Source organism: Bradyrhizobium sp. JYMT SZCCT0428 (assembly GCF_018131075.1).
GTDB lineage: Bacteria > Pseudomonadota > Alphaproteobacteria > Rhizobiales > Xanthobacteraceae > Bradyrhizobium.
The window spans coordinates 236,325-254,037 of the sequence record NZ_JAFCLS010000002.1; the positions used below are offsets into that span (position 1 = coordinate 236,325).

The following is a 17,713-nucleotide window of genomic DNA, read 5'->3' on the forward strand; positions in this document are numbered from 1 at the left end:
GCCTCGTGCGGTGTGATTAGAGACCCAAAACCGCTTTCGCGATGATGTTGCGCTGGATCTCGTTCGATCCCCCGTAAATGCTGAGTTTGCGGGAGTTCAGATACTTTTCCGTCGCGGTGTGTCCATAGTCCGGCCCCGGCATGAAGCGGTTCGCGGTCACTGGATGCTCGCGTATGGCCAGACCGTAGTTACCGATGGCCTGATGCGTCAGGTCAGTAATGCGCTGGAATATCTCGGTGCCCCTGATCTTGAACAGCGATGCAGCCGGTCCCGGGTCGATGCCGCGCGACATCTGCGCAACGATGCGCAGTTCCGTCGCCTCCAACGCGAGCACATCGAGCTCGACGCGCGCGATCTCCCGAGTGAACTCCCCGAACGCCGGATCTTCCTCACCGACTTCGGTTCTCACGATCTGCTTGAGACGCCCGAGATAACGAGTCGACCGGCCGATCCCGGCCATGCTCGTACGCTCGTTGCCGAGCAGAAATTTCGCGTAGGTCCAACCCTTGTTTTCCTCGCCGATCAAATTCTCGACGGGGACGCGCACGTCCTCGAGGAAGACGTCGTTCACCTCGTGCGATCCGTCGATGGTTATGATGGGCCGCACGGTGACGCCGGGCGATTTCATGTCGATCAACAGGAAGGAGATGCCGGCCTGGGGCTTCGCCGCGGGGTCGGTCCGCACCAGGCAGAAGATCCAGTCGGCATGCTGGGCCAGCGTGGTCCAGGTCTTGTGACCGTTGACGATGTAGTGATCGCCGTCGCGCACCGCCTTGGTGCGCACAGAGGCAAGATCCGAGCCGGAGCCCGGTTCCGAATAGCCCTGGCACCACCAATCTTCGCCCGAAAGGATTCGCGGCAAAAACTTCTTTTTCTGCGCGTCGTTGCCGAAGGTGTAGATGACCGGACCGACCATGGTGACGCTGAACGCAAGCGGCGGCAGCGTTCCGGCCCGAGATGTCTCCTGTTCGAAGATGAAGCGTTGCGTGACCGACCAGCCTGGACCGCCGTACTCCTTCGGCCAGAGCGGAGCAATCCACCCCTTCTTGTGCAAGATCCGGTGCCAGAGCAGCGACTGCTCCTTCGTCAAGTCGGTCTCGGGATTTGAAACGCGCATTTCCTGCGGATAGTTCTCCGCAATAAAGGCACGCACCTCGTCACGAAACGCGGCGTCCTCGCTGGAAAGATCGAGCTCCATCGCACGCGGCTCCCGCTACCACTTCTCGCCGAAGGGACGAATCTCCAGTTCAAAGGTCCAGGCGCTTTTGGGTTGCTGATAAAGCAGCCAATAGGATTCCGCGACCGAAGACGGCGGCATCAGCAGATCGGGATCATCAAGCGCATTAGGACCTAGCGCCTCGATCCGCCGCTGACGTACCCACTCTGTATCGACGCCGGAATCGATGATGAGATGCGCTACGTGGATGTTCTTTGGCCCCAACTCGCGCGCCGTCGCCTGTGCAACGGCCCGCAGGCCGAACTTTGCGCTGGCGAAGGCCGCATAACCCGTCCCGCCGCGAAGGCTCGCGGTCGCTCCGGTGAAAAAGATATTGCCCTTGCCGCGGGGAAGCATCAGCCGCGCCGCTTCGCGGCCCGCGAGAAAACCGGATAGCACGCCATTTCCCAAACCTTGCGGAATACGCGTTCGGTCGTATCCAGAATCGGGAAGTTGACGTTGGCGCCAATGTTGAAGATGCAGACCTCCAGCGGCGCGTGTTTGTCCGCGTCGCCAAGAAAGGCCGTGATCTGGTCTTCCTTGCGTGCATCGAGAGTGCGTGCGTGAATTTCGCCTCCGGCTTTCTCGATTTCTTTGACCAACGGCTCAAGCTTGGCGCCATCGCGGCGTCCGGCAAACACCGTGAAGCCCTCTGAGGCGAACTTCTTGGCGATCTCACCGCCGATGTAGTCTCCGGCACCGATCACGGCCACGGTTGCGTTTCTCTTCTTCAAGGGTGTTCTCCCGGTCAGGTCAGATACATTGTCTGCGTAAATTCGGCCGTCAGCGCTGGAGGAACTTGGCTACCTTCGTCGTGCAGAGACTCCGCAAGCTTGCGCTTGAGAATCTTGCCCGTTGAGGTGGCCGGCAAGGCATCAAGGATGATGATTTTAGACGGCCGCTTATATGAGGTGAGCTGAAATCGGATGAAACTCATCAGATTCTCCGGCGTCACCTGTGACCCCGGCATCAGCTGCACAAAACCGACAATCTCTTCATTGCCGTCGGCGACACGGCCGACCACGGCGCATTGCACGACGTCCTTGTGTGAACTGAGGACCGCTTCGACCTCGGCGGGATAGACGTTAAAGCCCGAACGGATGATCATTTCCTTGGTGCGGCCGACAATGTACAGGCAATCGCCATCGAAGCGCGCTATGTCACCAGTATTGAACCAGCCCATGCTGTCTATCACTTCGGCGGTCAGCTCGGGGGCGCGATAGTAGCCGAGCATCACGTTGCGGCCACGGACATGAAGCTCCCCGACTTCCCCCCTTGCCGTAGGGAGGCCGTCGAGTGTTCTGACCCGCGCCTCTACTCCCGGCAGCAGCGTGCCAACCGCCTGGTCCGACCGCGGGGCATCGAAGCGCACCCCCGCTATCCCCGGCGAACATTCGGTGATGCCGTAGCCATTAAGCAGCGGAAGGCCGAACTCCTTCTCCACACGCGACTTCAGGTTCAAATCGAGCGGTGCGCCGGCGACGGTGATCAAGCGTAGCGCGCCTCGGGAGAGCCGCTTCACGCCTGACACGCTCTTGTACTCCAGGAGGCGTTGATAAGTAGCAGGCACGCCGTTGAGGATGGTAACGCCCTCCTCCGCGATCGCCTTCGTGGTCGCGGCAGGATCGAATTTGCTGGCCATCCGCACCGCGCCCCCGACCATCAGTGTCATGATCAGGAGCGAGATGCCGACGATATGGGAGATCGGCAATACGAGATAGATCGTGTCGTTACTATCCATCTTGCGGAAATGCGCGGTAGTTTTTGCGCTGATCAGCAGATTTTCGTGCGAGAGCATCACCCCCTTAGGTGTCCCCGTCGTTCCCGAGGTATAGATTAGCACCGCCACTTGTTTGGCTGGCTCCACCTCCACCGGCTCGACGGTCGCGCTTTCGCTCAGCGGGCCAATGCCAATCTCCCGCAGTGCGCCTATTTGAAGCTTCTCCGCGCCATAGCGCGATGCGTGCGCCGCAGCCTCCTTCGAAACACCTGAGGCGAAGAACATCCGGCGGGCGCGGCTATGGTCGCGGATCTGGTCCAGTTCGCGCGCGGACAATCGCGGGTTGGCAACGATCGCCCAGGCGTCGAGCCGGCTCGTCGCGAGCAGCAACGCGGCAAGCGCAATACAGTTTTCGCTGACAATGATCATCCGGTCGCCCGCCCGGATTCCCAGCGACGACAGGACGGCGGCGATCTCGCTGACACGCTGATCCAGATCGCGGTAGCTCCAGGATGCCCCGTCTTCGACCAGCGCGATCCGGTCCGGGGCTTCGGCAACCTGCCTTGCCATGACGTCATGGATGCGGCGCGGCAAGCCGACAGCAATCTCGTCGAGATTGATCGCCTCTGAAAGCTCCGCCACGACCGACCTCCCGACCAAATCATGCCCACGTTGCAGCGCGACACGTTCGGCGCGTAGATAACGTTCTTTTTTAGAACTCGTCAATCACTAATTCGATCGATCCTTGCTCGTGAGGCTCAAAGGGCAACGTACCTGCCCTAATATTTGGGAAGCTGCGCGAAACGCCTGATTTACAATGTATCATACCGTCGCTACGATTATAGTACCAAATAAGAACTAATCGGGGGCAGGGAATGGCAGAGAGTCGCGGCGTAGCGATACTTGTAGGTGCAGGCGATGCCATCGGAGCAGCCGTCGCCCGGCGTTTTGCAAAGGGCGGCTATACAGTTTGCATCTGCAGGCGCGATGCATCCAAGTCGCAGGGGCTCGTGGGCGAGCTGAGGGCTGGGGGACATAACATTCACGCCTTCAGCGTCGATGCCCGCCAGGAAGCAGAGGTCCAAGGCATATTCGCGCGGATCGAAAAAGAGTTCGGGCCGATCGAGGTTTGCCTCTTCAACGCAGGATCGAACGTCAACAAGCCACTGCTTGAGACAACCGAGAAGCTGTTCTTCAAGGCTTGGGAATTGGCCTGCTACGGCGGCTTCCTGGTCGGACGCGAGGCTGCCCGCGTCATGCTGCCGCGCGGACGCGGTACCATCTTCTTTACGGGTGCGACCGCCAGTGTACGCGGTGGCCAGGGGTTTGCGGCATTTTCGTCAGCGAAGTTCGGACTTCGAGCGGTAGCCCAGGCGATGGCGCGCGAGCTCGGACCGAAGAACATTCATGTCGTGCATCTGTTGATCGATGCCGGCGTCGACAGCGAAGCTATTCACCAGCGTATGAAGGCGGCGAAGGGAATCGAGGCAAGTGAAATTCCGCCAGATAGCCTGACCAAGACGTCTTCCATTGCTGACGTCTATTGGTTCACCCACCAGCAAAGCCGTGATGGCTGGACCCATGAGCTTGATCTGCGTCCGTCCGTGGAGAAGTGGTAACATGAACGTGACGCCAAACCTGACCCTGTGGGGCGTTGGGACAAGCCGCACCGTTCGCCCACACTGGGCCATGCACGAACTGGGCTTGGCCTACACGACAAAACCGATCGGGCCGCGAACGGGGGAGACCAAGACCGCGGAATACACCAGGCTCAATCCGCGCCAGAAGATTCCGCTGCTTCAGGACGGCGACTTTTGCATCGGCGAGAGCGCCGCAATCGTTGCCTACCTGTCGCGAATGTACTCCACAACGGAGCGCTCGCTGATTCCTGAAACCACCCGTGAGTATGCCGCGTGGCTGGAATGGTGTTTCTTTATCGTCGCAGAACTGGATTCAACCAGCCTTTACGTGATGCGCCGCCATCGCGCCGACGCGCTCGGTCCGATCTACGGTATAGCGCCCGAGGTCGTTGCCCAGGCCGGCGAGTACTTCCGTCAGCAGTTGCGCCATGTCGAAGTAGCATTCGCAGACGGCCGGCAATTCCTGATGGGCGACCGGTTTACCAGCGCCGACATCCTGCTCACGACCTGCCTCGAGTGGGCGATCGCCTATGGCGTCGGCATTTGCGACAACGCGCAGCCCTATCTCGAACGCATCAAGAAGCGGGACGCCTATCAGCGGGCCGTCGCGGCGAATGTCCCGATGGTACCGATCACGCCAGCGCCGGCCAAGGTTTAGAAACCGACGACCACTCGCGCAGGGGTTCGAGGTTAGATCGCCACGCGCACGTTACGCTCGGCGACCATCTTGTCGATGGCGCTGTCGTCGTAACCCAGCTCACGCAACACGTCGCGCGAGTGCTCGCCGACGCGAGGAGCTGGTCCACCAATCGCGGCCTCATTGATCTCAAAGCGGGCCGCCGGCTTCGGCTGCCGCACCCGGCCGACCTTCGGCTGATCGAACTCTGCGATGATGCCGCGCGCGATTACTTGTTCATTGTGAATGATCTCGCCTCGCCGCAGGATCGGCGCGCAAGGGACGTCAGCGGCGTCCAGGCGCTCCAGCCATTCGGCAGTGGTGTGCTGGCCGATATACTCCGCCATCTTGTTGATGCGTGCCGTGGCGTTGACCGAACGCGCCGACGGCGTCGCAAATCGGGGATCCTTGGCAAGATCGGGATCGCCGGAGGCCCGGCAAAACCCCTGCCATTCGGAATCCGAAATGGTACCAGCCGTGATGTAGCCGTCGCTGGTCTTGAACACGAGATCGGGTCGATCGTTAGGATCCGCAGCGGTGGTCTCGGCTCCTACTACCGTGTATTGCATCATGCCTTCCGGCCACAGGTACGAAATCATCGCGTCCAGCATGGCGACCTGAATGTGGTCGCCCTGCCCGGTCTTCTCGCGGGCGTAGAGCGCCGCTGCCACCGCCTGCGCGGTGAAAACCGCGGTAGTCTTGTCGCATACGATGGTTCGTATCATCTGCGGACGGTTGGTTACCGGCTGCGACTGGATATCAGCAAAGCCCGATAGCCCCTGAATGATCGGATCATAGACACGCTTTTTCACATACGGACCGGTCTCGCCGACGCCACTGATCGAGACATAGATCAAGCGCGGATGGCGCTGGCGCAACTCATCGACGCCGAGACCAAGGCGCTCCATGGTGCCGGGCCGGAAATTCTGCACCAGCACATCCGCCTGCGCGACCAGCTTGGCGAGCACCTCGCGCCCGGCCGCGCTTTTGACGTCGATAGACAGAGAACGCTTGCCGCGGTTTGACGAGATAAAGAGCGCGGAGAACTCACCGTCCTTGTCGATCGTGGCACGGCTGCGGCGGGTGATATCGCCGCCGATCGGCTCAATCTTCAGGACGTCGGCGCCCTGATCCGCCAGAAACATGGTCGCGAACGGGCCCGACACAACGCCAGTCAGGTCGAGGACACGAACGCCGCTGAGTGGGCCAGGCATGGGCATTCTCCCTGAGTTACTACGCTGTCGGACCTGCCGAGTTTCCGTCATGCAGGCCCGGAACATCGGCCTGGCTCTGCAGGCCTCAGTACCTGACCTTACGCCGTTTTCGAAACGGGTTTGGTCTGTTCGACGATCGAATCCTCGACGTCGCGAAGCTGGTTCTTGCCGAAGAACATTTCCTTTCCGACGAAGAAAGTCGGTGAGCCGAATGCTCCGCGGTTAACCGCGTCGGTGGTCCGATCGATCAACCCCTTCTTGACGTCATCCTGCTGCGCACGCGCAATCAACCGGTCGATATCGATGCCTGAGGAGATGAATGCGTTCCGGAAGGTTTCGAGGTCATCCATCTTCTTCGGCTCTTCCCACATATGATGATAGGCGGCGCGGAAATAGGGCTCGAACACGCCTTCGAACTGAGCCGCGACGGCACCGCGCATCAACATCAGCGTATTGACCGGAAAGAAAGGATTCGGACGGAATTTCGTGATGTCGTGGCGACGGATAAACCGTTGTGTCTCGAGTGCCTGGTATTCCGGCTTGTTTTTGATTCCGCGAAGCGAATCGAACGGAGACATGTTGCCCGTCGCCTTGTAGATGCCGCCAAGCAGAACCGGGACGTACTCGAATTTCACACCGGTACGCCGCTCGATCCCCGGAATGGCTACTTCCGCCAGATAAGCGTTCGGGCTGCCGAAATCGAACTGGAATTCAACCTTCAGGGGCATGTCAGCTTCTCCCGCGAGCGCATTGGATGATCAGGTTTGGTATTCAGCAGCCGAAATACGACCATGACCGTCTTTACAGTTCTAAAAACGAACTGTCAATTATTTACGAAACTCTGCTGATTTTACCATATCCGTAGGGGATTGTTTGGAGCTGAGTACCTATCTAGAATGGGAACTGAGCTGAGGTTCCCTTGGACGATTCGAGCGAATACAGGGTGCCGGTTGGATTGGAGAGCAAGAAATGCGATGGGATGCCCTTGAAGAAGAGCCGTGTTCGATGGCCCGCACGATCGGCGTGATAGGCGACCGGTGGACCCTACTTATCCTGCGCGAATGCTTTCTGCGCACGCGCCGCTTCGAAGGATTTCAGTCCGCACTTGGGATTACGCGCCATTTGCTCGCGGAGCGGCTGAAGAAACTGGTCCGGCAAGGCGTGCTGCGGCGCATTCCCTATCAGGAGGCGCCCAAACGGCATGAATACATTCTCACCCAAAAAGGGCTCGATCTCTATCCAATCATGATGGCAATCGTGCACTGGGGTGACACGCACATGGTCGACACACGCGGGCGGCCGTTGCTGCATCAGCACCGCAAATGCGGCAAGAACTTCGATCCGGTTATGGTGTGCTCCGAATGCAATGAGCCGCTTTCGGCCAAGGAGGTTCATACCCACCCTGGCCCCGGCGCGCGAAGCACCCCGGCTATCACGGCGCCGGAGAAGCCCAAGGCAAAGGCGCGCCGCAGCACTGCTTGAGGTGGCGCTCAAGCGGGCTGTCACTCGCTAAGTTTCAGCGCAGGCACTCGCGTCGTCAAATGGCGACACAAGACCTCCCTCGCCCCACGAACGACGAAGCGCCACCTCAGATCCAAATCACGTCTTGATTTCGGTCCTTCCAGTAGAGACGTGCTGCTTGTTCAGAGCGGTTTTTCAGCACAGCACGTTGATTGACATAGGCCTTGTCGGTGATTTCTCCTGCGGCCAGCGACGGTGGGTCCTTCAGCAGGGAGAACGAATAAATTCTTTCGCTGCTCCCAACGGTCTCATTGTATTCCAGCAAACGCTCTTTCAGAAACTGAACCACGAGAGGGTCGCTGGCCAAATCCGACGCTGGGGTCTTGGAAATCAGCGCCGCCTCGGTAGGATTCAACCAGCCGAGCAGCGCGCACGATTCAAGATTTTCTCCCGCAACGACTACGTCCAGCAATACGCCGCGCGTTGCAGCCAAAATCGCCGCGCGCATATTCCCGATCGATATCCATGTGCCGTTCGCGAGTTTGAAGTTCTCGGAAATTCTGCCTGTAAAACGCAGCCCAAGCTCCGGCTTCTGAGGATCCAGAAACGAGACGGTATCGCCGATGCGATAGAACCCTTCCTCATCGAAGGCCTTTTCCGTCAGGTCCGGCCTACCGAGATAACCCGATGTAACGTTGGGTCCCTTGACCCTTGCCTCGTAAGTATCAGAAACAGGGATCAATTTTAGCTGCAGACCCGGCGCGGGAAGACCAATCTCGCCTGGCTGGTCTGTCGCCCAATGAGTCGTACTGATTGTCGGAGCCGTTTCGGTAGTGCCGTAGCCCGACATGACCGGAATTCGCCGACCGGTGATTGTCGATGTCAGCCGATAGAGCTTTTCAAGCGTACCCTGCGATATTGCAGCCCCGGCATAGCTCAATCTGTCCAACCGCTTGAATACGGCGGCGCCAAGGTCGCGATCGTTCTCGATAGCGTCACACAGGAGGTTATAGCCGGCAGGCACGTTGAACATCGCGGTCGGCGAAATCTCCTTGAGATTCGCGACCGTCTTGTGAAAGAGCTGAGGCAGCGGCCGGCCATCGTCGATGTAGAGAGTGCCGCCATTCTTGAGAATCCCGTGAAGGATCACGTTGCTGCCCATCGTATGGTGCCAGGGCAGCCACTCGACCTGCACCGGCGCGTCCGGAGGAGACACCAGCAGACTCCCCATTTGCAGGGAGGTCGCCATCATGCGGTGGGTGTTGAGCACGCCTTTGGGCAAGCCGGTCGAACCGGATGTGAAGAGAATCTTTGCGACGGCGTCGCAAGAAATTGCTCGTGACGCATCCGCGAATCCTCGGTTATCCGTTCGGGATGCCAGTGCGCCGAAAGGCACGGTGTCCGGCGCCCCGTCGACACTGATCCAGGTCGATGCTGCCAGTTCGGGAATAGAGCGTCCTGCGGAAAAGTCCCGCGCGCTCTGAACGAAAACAAAATTCGGGCGCAACGCTTCCGCTATATCCTTAAGCCGAGCCAGGCCTCCGGGCATCAGCGTGTAGTTTGGCGATATTGGCGCGATTATTACGCCTATCGACATTGCGGCAAATGAGATCACCGCGTTCTCAATGGAGTTCCCTGAAAGTATCGCCAGCTTGTCAGCCGGCTTGGCGCCCATCTCGATCAGGCTTTGGCCGACCGCCTGAACCTGGGACCATGCTTCGCCGTAGGTGATCTCGTCCCATTCCCCATTCGCATTACGTTGCGCAAGAAAAATTCTATCGGGAACAGAATGCGCCCAGCTCGGAAGAAAATCGGTGATGCGCCAGTCACACTTCCCCAATTCAAGGGGCGAGCTCAATATGAGCGTGCCGTCGGTTCGACGCTCAATGGAAAGCTCCCTCGCCGCAAACGTCAGTGCCTTCGTCGACATCGAAATCGACCTCCTGAATTGCTGTGCTAGTCCGATGCGTGCGTGAGGCGAAGTTCACCACTCCTGATGCCCCGTCGCTGCTGCCCCACCACTAGAATAATGCGAGCCGTCAATCGGGCTGCTGGGCCAGACCGGTCGGAAGTTCGCGCCCGCTAACTACCGCGCCCGTCGCTACGCTCCTGCGAGGTCACTTGGACTTGGCGTCCAGCACTTCCCCGAAGCCTTCCCAACTTGTACCGCTCCATCGCTGCAACCGCAGCTGCGTCCAGATCATGTTCTCGGTGTCGCTTGTATTGACCTTGATGCCGGGCAGCGCCGTCGGAACGACGAAATCCTTCAGGCTCTTCGACTGCGCTAGAATATTTTTGCGAGACAGGTCGTTGCCGCACTGCTTCAGGATCTGCTCGAGCAGGATGCCTTGCTGGTAGCCAGTCAGATAGCTGCCATTGGTGATATCGACACCCGGCAAATACTTGTCCAGAAATGCCCGGTAGGTCTGCATGCCCGGTTCGTCTTTCCAGGTCGGATCCAGAATATCCTTGTTGGTCGTGCCGACGATCACGCCGACTGATTTGTCGAGACCGGCCGGTGCGAGCGTGCCCCCGACAGACCCGGATGGGAAATTGAGGATTACGGTCGCCTTCCAGCCGATTACTGAGGCTTGCCGGATGGCCTGGGCTGCGAACTTCGGCGTGCCGGCGATCACGAGGGCATCCGCTCCGGAACTCTTCAAGTTGACGACCTGGGAATCAACCGTCGGCTCGGTGACTTCATAGGAAGCGGTCACGACCTTTCGGTCGAAATCCTTTCCGAGAAACGCCTTGAAGGCGCTGACATAGTCTTTGCCGAGGTCGTCGTTCTGATAGAGGATTGCGTACTTGGCGTTTGGCAGCGCCTTCGTCAGATACTTTGCGTAGATTTTGCCTTCGGTGTCGTAGCTGACGAGACCCGTCGTGGTCATCGGGTAATTGGCGACGTCCGTGAACTTGGATGACCCGCTGATAATTGCGATGCTGGGTACCCCTTTCGACCGCAGGTATTTGGCCGTAGCCGAGATGCCGGGAGTACCAAGCTGACCGAACATGAACGACACTTCGTCGCTCTCAACGAGTTTGCGGACATGCTCCACCGCTTTGGGGGGACTGTATGCGTCGTCATATGCGAGGTAGTTGATCTTGCGTCCGTTGATGCCGCCGCGGTCGTTGACTGACTGAATGTAGGCAATAACCCCCTTGCCCACGAGACCGATCGATGACGCCGGTCCGCTAAAGGGAAAAACGCCACCGATCTTGATCTCAGTCGCTGAAATTCCGGGCTCATCAGCCGCGAATGCCGGGCCGCTTAAAAGCAAAGCCAGAGCCGCCAAGGTTTTCCATTTCACCAACATTGCGCATCCTCCCGAGCGCGCACCCTTCCGGGGTTCGTCGCTGCTATGAACTTACAGTTCTTTTTAAGAACTAGTCAAGCAGTTCAATAATCGCTCGTCGATCCGCGAGCGGCGACCACGCGGGCGGGATGGAACCTTCGCCTTGAGAACCTTCGAAAAATCTCCTTCGTCTCAGGCATTATATCATGGAAACCCGCGCCCGCTCGCACATCCAATGCCGACTACGAAAGACACGGCGCATAGCTTCGGGCTGCGGATTTATTAATTCCGTTATAGAACTTATTTGACTTACCTGCTATCGTCGCTTACTTCCACAAACTCACGGGGAGACCAGAAATGCGCAAAGCCGGGATCCATAATTTTCCAGCAATCGATCGCGTCGTTTATGGCAAAGCTGCGTCTGACGCTTTGAAAGATGAGACGGAACGGCTGAACGTCAAGCGCGTCTTCCTTCTCGCCAGTCGAACCTTGAACACCAAGACCGACGAGATAGAGAAGATCCGGCGTACGCTCGGCGGGAGGCACGTCGGGACCTTCGACGGAATTGCAGAGCACACTACGCGCAAGCAAGCTGTCGAGGTTGCCCGTCAAGCCGAGGACGCAAGAGCCGATCTGGTCGTCGCCGTCGGCGGGGGGTCGGCGATCGATCTCGCCAAGATCGTCATCATGGCGATGGAACATGACATCCGCGATGAAGCGGGCTTCGATCCCTTCCCCATGGGACCGGGCGTCGCCGTCTCTCCGTTCCGGGCGCCCAAGGTCCGACAGATCGCGGTGCCATCCACGCTAAATGGCGGCGAATATAATGCAGCAGCGCTTGTCACGGATGAACGCAACAGGCTGAAGCAGATTTTCTTCCATCCCCAGATGATGCCGGTCGCGATCATTCTCGACCCTGCTCTCACCGTTCACACACCTTCCAAGCTGTGGATGGGATCGGGAACGCGCTCGATGGACCACGGCATTGAAGCATTGTGTTCGCCCGCAGGCACGCCACTCTCCGACGAGGTCGTCCTGGCAGGCATCCGCACCCTGCGCGAGGGGATGCTCCGGACCTTGCAGCAACCTGATGATCTGGAGGCGCGTCGACTGTCTCAATACGGCGCGTGGCTCGCCGCTTTCGGCCTCCAGGCGCGGGTCCCGATGGGAGCCAGTCACGGCATCGGCCATGTGCTTGGCGGGACCTTCGGCGTTCCGCACTACTATTGCACACCGGTCATCATGCCGAGCCTGCTCCGCTACAACAAGCCGTTCACCGAGGATGCGCAGAAGCGTTTGGCGACGGCACTTGGCGCCCCGGGTGGCGACGCCGCAGACGCCTTTGCAGCATTCACAAGAGCACTTGGATTACCTGGCCGCCTCGCTGATGTCGGCATAGGCGAAGACAAGTTCGATCAGATTAGCAAGATTGCAATCAATCATCGCTTCGTACAGGCCAATCCGCGGCCCTTCAAAAACCAAGCCGAGATCATCGATCTGCTGCGAATGGCAGCTTAGCTGCCATCAGGGACGATTGACCAAGACTGGAAGGTAACTGATTGTGCGTCGTGTCGTCGTTACCGGGTTGGGACTGGTATCACCGCTGGGTTGCGGCAGTGAGTTGGGTTGGTCCCGCCTGCTTGCGGCCCGTTCAGGGCTGGCTGCCCTTCCCGAATGGGCGGCTCCCCTTCCCGCGCGGGTCGCTGGAATCGTGCCGATAAAAGCCGACGATCCGGATGGCGGCTTCGATCCGGATCTGGTCGTTGCTCCCAAGGATCAGCGGAGGATGGATCGCTTCATCCTGTTCGCACTGGTCGCCACGGCCGAGGCCCTTGCACAAGCGGCATGGACGCCCTCCGACGCACATTCGTTCGAGCGCACGGCCACCATCATCGCGTCGGGTATCGGAGGCTTTCCGGCCATCGTCGAGGCGGTTCGCACCACCGATCAGCGCGGGATCAGGCGCCTCTCGCCCTTCACCGTACCGTCCTTTCTCGCAAATCTCGCGGCCGGTCATATTTCCATCCGCTACGGCTTCAAGGGTCCCATCGGCACGCCGGTCACTGCTTGCGCCGCAAGCGTACAGGCGATCGGCGATGCCGCACGCCTCATTCGAACCGGCGAAGCAGATGTTGCGATTTGCGGTGGCTCGGAAGCCTGCATCGATCTCGTGAGCCTCGGCGGCTTCGCCGCCGCCCGGGCCCTTTCGACCGGCTTCAACGAAACGCCGGCGCGTGCGTCCAGGCCTTTTGACCGCGATCGTGACGGCTTCGTCATGGGTGAAGGTGCCGGTATCCTCGTCATCGAAGAGCTGGAACACGCACTCCGCCGCGGAGCCCGACCGATCGCCGAAATCGTCGGCTATGGCACGACTGCCGATGCCTACCACATCACGTCAGGACCCGAGGACGGGGACGGCGCGCGTCGCGCGATGGAAGGCGCCTTGAGGCAGGCCGGGCTCACGCCCGGTGATATCCAGCATCTCAACGCCCATTCCACTTCGACGCCAGTTGGCGACGTTTCCGAACTCGAAGCGATCAAATCCGTGTTTGGCCGCGACGGCAAAATTGCCGTGAGCGCCACCAAATCGGCGACTGGTCATCTGCTCGGCGCAGCGGGGGGAGCGGAAGCGATCTTCACCATCCTCGCGTTACGCGACCAGATCGCGCCGCCCACTCTCAATCTCGAAAACGGCGACGCGGCCGCGGAAGGCGTCGACCTCGTCGCCCGTGAGCCCAGGCGCATGGCGATGGAGCATGCAATTTCAAACGGCTTCGGCTTTGGAGGCGTCAACGCCAGCGTCATCTTTCGACGTTGGCAATGAAAGAGGCCCGATAGCTCCGAACCCGGTGCCCAATAACACGTCCAGACTGATGAAGGCGATGGCCGATCGATCGCGCGGACATAGGGGTGCTATCACCGAGCGCAAGAAATCGCACAAAATCGTTGGCGACAAGCACGAGATCGTGGCCGCGTGCGGCCAGGCGCTGCGCCGATGCCGCTCGAAGCGCCGGTAACGAGTGCGATCGTCATGGATATTTTCCTAATTGAGTTTCGAGCATCGGGATGCTCTGCCGGGGATCGATGGTGACAAAACGTCGGAGCGGCGCGGTTAGCCGCGCGCCTTCAGATGAAGCATCGGATGATGCTCATAGTGACCGGCGCCGTTCTTCACGATGGGGTCTTCCGATGTGATCGCCTTGATGTCTTGGTCATCGGCGATCTGATATAGCGACACGCCATAACCGCCACTGGGGTCCGTGACAGGACCGTGCGCGACGACCTGCCCCTTTTCAAGCAGGTCATCCAGGAACGCGCCGTGCTGCTTCATCCATGCTTTCTCATCGGCGTTCATGGTCGCGAGAAAATCGGCGCGCGGCGGGATGTACTTGCACAAATAGTACTTCATGGGTCGCTCCTCGGTAAAAGAGACATTTCTGCTTTCTTGGAGATCTCTCGATTTGAGGGATCAGTCGGCCACGCCCATCTGCTTGCGAAAACTCTTCTCGAAGGTCTTTTCGGGAACAAAGCGCCGCATCAGGCGGAGACGGCCCGCCACCTTTCCGGGCGTGTACCGAATGCTCGGCTCTTTGTCGGTGGCAGCCTGCACCACCTTGTCTGCCACGGCCTCCACAGGATCGCCGGTCGCGATGCCGTTGCGCCAGGTCGCGTTCATCGCCGCGCGTCCCTTGTCGTAGACGCTCAGGATCCGATCGGGCCTGTCGCCATTTTCTTCCAGTGCGGTGCGGGTGAACACTGGCTCGACCAGTGAGACACGAATGCCGAATGTTCGCAGTTCGTGATCGAGCGATTCGGAATAGCCTTCGACGGCGTGCTTGGTGGCGTTGTAAAGCGCTGTATATGGTCCGGGCAGGAAGCCGGCCACCGAACTGATGTTGATGATCCGGCCATGGCCCTGCTTGCGCATGATAGGCAGGACTTCAGAGGTGGTGCGAAGGATGCCGAAGACGTTGATGTCGAACAGGCTCTGGGCTTGATCGAGAGATGATTCCTCGGCGGCGCCGATCAAGCTGCGGCCGGCATTGTTCACGAGCACGTCGATCCGGCCTGCAAGCCCGACGACGTCCTTGATCAGTTGTTTGACGGACACATCATCGGTGACGTCGCAGCGGAGCATATTAATGCCCTGCCGCACCTCATTGGCGGCAGCCTGACGACTGGTGCCAAACACCCGATATCCCGCGCGGATCAGGGCAACTCCGGCCGCAAGCCCGATGCCCCCGGAAGCGCCCGTGATCAGGGCGATCTTTTCGCCCGCTGCGCGCGATTTTACCTGTGCCATCTCGAATTCCTTTGTCAGCGCCACTTAATGATTATGCTCGTAATCATAATTCATCTATGATTATGTGCATAATCATTGTCAAGGGGTTTTTGGGACCACGGTTCGAGCCCCGATGAAGGTCGCGCTGGCATTTCGTGTCGGCCGTCGCAATCGGAAGGAATGGGCTCGTGAAAGTCAGCAAGGAAACGGTCGAGCAGAATCGCGAGCGAGTGATCGCGACCGCCGCAAGGCTGTTCCGGGAACGCGGGATCGACGGTATTGGGCTTGTCGACTTGATGAGGGCTGCTGGGTTAACTCCCGGAGGCTTCTACCGGCAGTTCAAGTCAAAGGACGACCTCATCGTTCAGGCGGTCAAGCGGGCCTACAAGGATATGAGCGAGGATATCGCGGACCGAATTGCAGCGAGCGATGATCCGCTGGAGACCCTCGTGCGTTATTACGTGTCGGACGACCACCGTGACAATCCGGGGCAAGGGTGCGGCCTTGCAGCAATGGCTGCCGACGCGGCACGTCACGACGATCCGGCGCTGCGGGAGTGCTTCGGCAGCATCGTCAGCAGCTATATCGCGCTTCTCACCAAGATCGTCCCAAGAGGTAGTGCAAAAACGAAACGGAGCGCGGCGATAACGGCGCTCGCCGGGATGATCGGATCGGTTGTCCTCTCTCGCGTGGTGCCAGATCCCGTACTATCCGGTGAGATCATCGACACGGTCTCGAATGATCTGGTGAAGCGCCATGCGAAATCTTCTCGAACTGCTTGATGAGCCGATCGGCGCCGCGTCCCCTCGCCGACGCACCTGCTCGAGCCATCCGGTGAAATTGCGCTCGCTTGGGTAAACCCCTTTGGAGAACTCCACGACATTGTCAGTCGACCGTCATCGCTGGCACTGATGATCGTTTCGAATGCCGCTCACCTTGGCTGTCTCTGGATTTTCTTTGATCTCTCGGTGCACACATCGTACACACGCCGCCCTCTAATTACTTGAAAACCCTAAACTCTCGCTCAATGTCTCCGCTAACTACTTGGTGATCAGGCCTGACTCGGACATGCGACCCACGGTTTCAACTTAAGGCACCTATCTTGCGATGCGTTGCGCCGGTGGGTCGAATCGATCAAGCGCATGACGAATTCTATGAAACGTTCTCGCTGACGGCCGAGGGTATGGTGATGATGGTGTCGGCAGTATCGGCATGGCGGGAGCCGCGATCGTCAGTCGCGATGACGTTAGTTAGAGTATCGATAAATTCGCGGGCCAGACGAGACTGCCGCAGGTGACGCGGTCGAACGAGCCTGCCGATGACCTTGATCGAAGGAGAGAACGGCCGCATTACCAGATCTGCTGCCGGCGTCCCCATCATCGCCAACCCGTCCAGTAGCGCGAGGCCAGCGCCGGCTCGTACCAAGGCGCATGCAACGGTGGACTGCGACACCTCGATTGCAGTCTTCAACGGGACGTCTGCATTGGCGAAGGCGCGTACAGCCTGGATTCCCAACGGGAGTTGCCTGTTCAGACATATCAGCGTTTCGTGCTCGAGATCGGCGGGTACGACATGAAGCTTCGATGCCAACGGATGCGTGTGCGGCATAACGCATCCGAAATCGGTCGTCCAGAGATCGCTCACCGACACGCCGGGCGCGGCAATGGAGTCGATGACAAATCCCAGGTCCGCTTGGTGATTGGCGACATGGGTGGCGACCTGGAGCGCACTCATCGACTGCAGCGTGATCACGACATCAGGCCGCGACTGACGAAATTTTGCCACGGCGGTCGGCAGCAAGGCGTTTGCGAAGGCCGAAATCGCAGCGATGTTGAGTCCGCCCGCTCGCCCCGCCTGCAGGTCGGCGGCGCGCTTCTGGACGACGTCGAAAGCCGCGAACGCGCTGACGGTCTCTGGAAACAACGATTGCGCTTCGGGCGTCGCCAACAATCGCTTCTTTCGCCGTAAAAATAGCGGAAACCCGAGCCGTCGCTCCGCCTGCTGCAGCGTTCGACTGACGGCCGGCTGCGAAATACGAAGCGCCTCGGCGGCTGCGGTGATGGTACCCAGTTCCATGACGCGCCGAAACACTTCCAACTCGCGCATACTCAACATCATAACCCCGGGACATGATTGATACAGCTTTTGGCATTTTGAACACATAGATCTTGGGCCCACAATGGCTGCGGCGGCATACGTGACCGTTCA

15 protein-coding genes and 1 pseudogene are annotated in these 17,713 nt (G+C 59.3%); 6 read left to right on the forward strand and 10 right to left on the reverse strand.

Features of this window, described 5'->3' with window-relative positions; translation table 11 throughout:
* Positions 1–16 precede the first annotated feature (16 nt).
* The 3 genes and pseudogenes from JQ575_RS02960 to JQ575_RS02970 form a co-directional block, all read right to left on the reverse strand.
* Positions 17–1,198 (reverse strand): acyl-CoA dehydrogenase family protein, encoded by a 1,182-nt coding sequence (locus tag JQ575_RS02960; RefSeq protein WP_212031791.1) that lies wholly within the window; start codon positions 1,196–1,198, stop codon positions 17–19.
* A 15-nt stretch (positions 1,199–1,213) separates the two neighbouring features.
* A pseudogene (locus JQ575_RS02965) lies at positions 1,214–1,950 on the reverse strand (SDR family oxidoreductase).
* 14 nt (positions 1,951–1,964) lie between these two features.
* Complete coding sequence (locus JQ575_RS02970; protein ID WP_312015873.1) at positions 1,965–3,662, reverse strand: AMP-binding protein; 1,698 nt, start codon at positions 3,660–3,662, stop codon at positions 1,965–1,967.
* 149 nt (positions 3,663–3,811) lie between these two features.
* Between JQ575_RS02970 and JQ575_RS02975 the strand changes: the two genes are divergently transcribed.
* Complete coding sequence (locus JQ575_RS02975; protein WP_212031792.1) at positions 3,812–4,555, forward strand: SDR family NAD(P)-dependent oxidoreductase; 744 nt, start codon at positions 3,812–3,814, stop codon at positions 4,553–4,555.
* A 1-nt stretch (position 4,556) separates the two neighbouring features.
* The gene (locus JQ575_RS02980) at positions 4,557–5,234 is read left to right on the forward strand and encodes a glutathione S-transferase family protein (RefSeq protein WP_212031793.1); all 678 of its coding nucleotides are present in this window, start codon (positions 4,557–4,559) and stop codon (positions 5,232–5,234) included.
* Between the two features lie 32 nt (positions 5,235–5,266).
* Here JQ575_RS02980 and JQ575_RS02985 read toward each other — a convergent pair whose 3' ends face one another.
* Both JQ575_RS02985 and JQ575_RS02990 read right to left on the reverse strand, forming a co-directional pair.
* Positions 5,267–6,466, reverse strand: coding sequence for a CaiB/BaiF CoA-transferase family protein (locus tag JQ575_RS02985; RefSeq protein WP_212031794.1), 1,200 nt, complete (start codon positions 6,464–6,466; stop codon positions 5,267–5,269).
* 98 nt (positions 6,467–6,564) lie between these two features.
* The gene (locus JQ575_RS02990; protein WP_212031795.1) at positions 6,565–7,194 is read right to left on the reverse strand and encodes a 2-hydroxychromene-2-carboxylate isomerase; all 630 of its coding nucleotides are present in this window, start codon (positions 7,192–7,194) and stop codon (positions 6,565–6,567) included.
* Positions 7,195–7,435: 241 nt separating this feature from the next.
* On the opposite strand from JQ575_RS02990, the gene JQ575_RS02995 reads away from it, so the two are divergent.
* Positions 7,436–7,948, forward strand: a complete 513-nt coding sequence (locus JQ575_RS02995) for a helix-turn-helix domain-containing protein (RefSeq protein ID WP_212031796.1) — start codon at positions 7,436–7,438, stop codon at positions 7,946–7,948.
* A gap of 106 nt (positions 7,949–8,054) precedes the next feature.
* On the opposite strand, the gene JQ575_RS03000 is transcribed toward JQ575_RS02995, so the two are convergent.
* Positions 8,055–9,857, reverse strand: coding sequence for an AMP-binding protein (locus JQ575_RS03000; RefSeq protein ID WP_212031797.1), 1,803 nt, complete (start codon positions 9,855–9,857; stop codon positions 8,055–8,057).
* A gap of 187 nt (positions 9,858–10,044) precedes the next feature.
* Positions 10,045–11,244, reverse strand: a complete 1,200-nt coding sequence (locus tag JQ575_RS03005; protein WP_212031798.1) for an ABC transporter substrate-binding protein — start codon at positions 11,242–11,244, stop codon at positions 10,045–10,047.
* Between the two features lie 336 nt (positions 11,245–11,580).
* Between JQ575_RS03005 and JQ575_RS03010 the strand changes: the two genes are divergently transcribed.
* Positions 11,581–12,741, forward strand: a complete 1,161-nt coding sequence (locus tag JQ575_RS03010) for an iron-containing alcohol dehydrogenase (RefSeq protein WP_212031799.1) — start codon at positions 11,581–11,583, stop codon at positions 12,739–12,741.
* A gap of 43 nt (positions 12,742–12,784) precedes the next feature.
* Positions 12,785–14,047: a beta-ketoacyl-ACP synthase II gene (fabF, locus tag JQ575_RS03015; RefSeq protein ID WP_212031800.1), complete on the forward strand. Its 1,263-nt coding sequence runs from the start codon at positions 12,785–12,787 to the stop codon at positions 14,045–14,047.
* Positions 14,048–14,335: 288 nt separating this feature from the next.
* Here the strand turns inward: fabF and JQ575_RS03020 are convergent, their stop codons facing one another.
* Positions 14,336–14,632, reverse strand: a complete 297-nt coding sequence (locus tag JQ575_RS03020) for a YciI family protein (RefSeq protein ID WP_212031801.1) — start codon at positions 14,630–14,632, stop codon at positions 14,336–14,338.
* 60 nt (positions 14,633–14,692) lie between these two features.
* Positions 14,693–15,526: an oxidoreductase gene (locus JQ575_RS03025; protein ID WP_212031802.1), complete on the reverse strand. Its 834-nt coding sequence runs from the start codon at positions 15,524–15,526 to the stop codon at positions 14,693–14,695.
* Positions 15,527–15,693: 167 nt separating this feature from the next.
* Here JQ575_RS03025 and JQ575_RS03030 point away from each other — a divergent pair, with 167 nt between their 5' ends.
* A complete protein-coding gene (locus JQ575_RS03030; protein ID WP_212031803.1) occupies positions 15,694–16,287 on the forward strand; it encodes a TetR/AcrR family transcriptional regulator in 594 nt (197 codons plus the stop codon).
* A gap of 370 nt (positions 16,288–16,657) precedes the next feature.
* Here JQ575_RS03030 and JQ575_RS03035 read toward each other — a convergent pair whose 3' ends face one another.
* Entirely contained in the window at positions 16,658–17,611 is a 954-nt protein-coding gene (locus JQ575_RS03035; protein ID WP_212031804.1) for a LysR substrate-binding domain-containing protein, read from the reverse strand.
* Positions 17,612–17,713 lie beyond the last annotated feature (102 nt).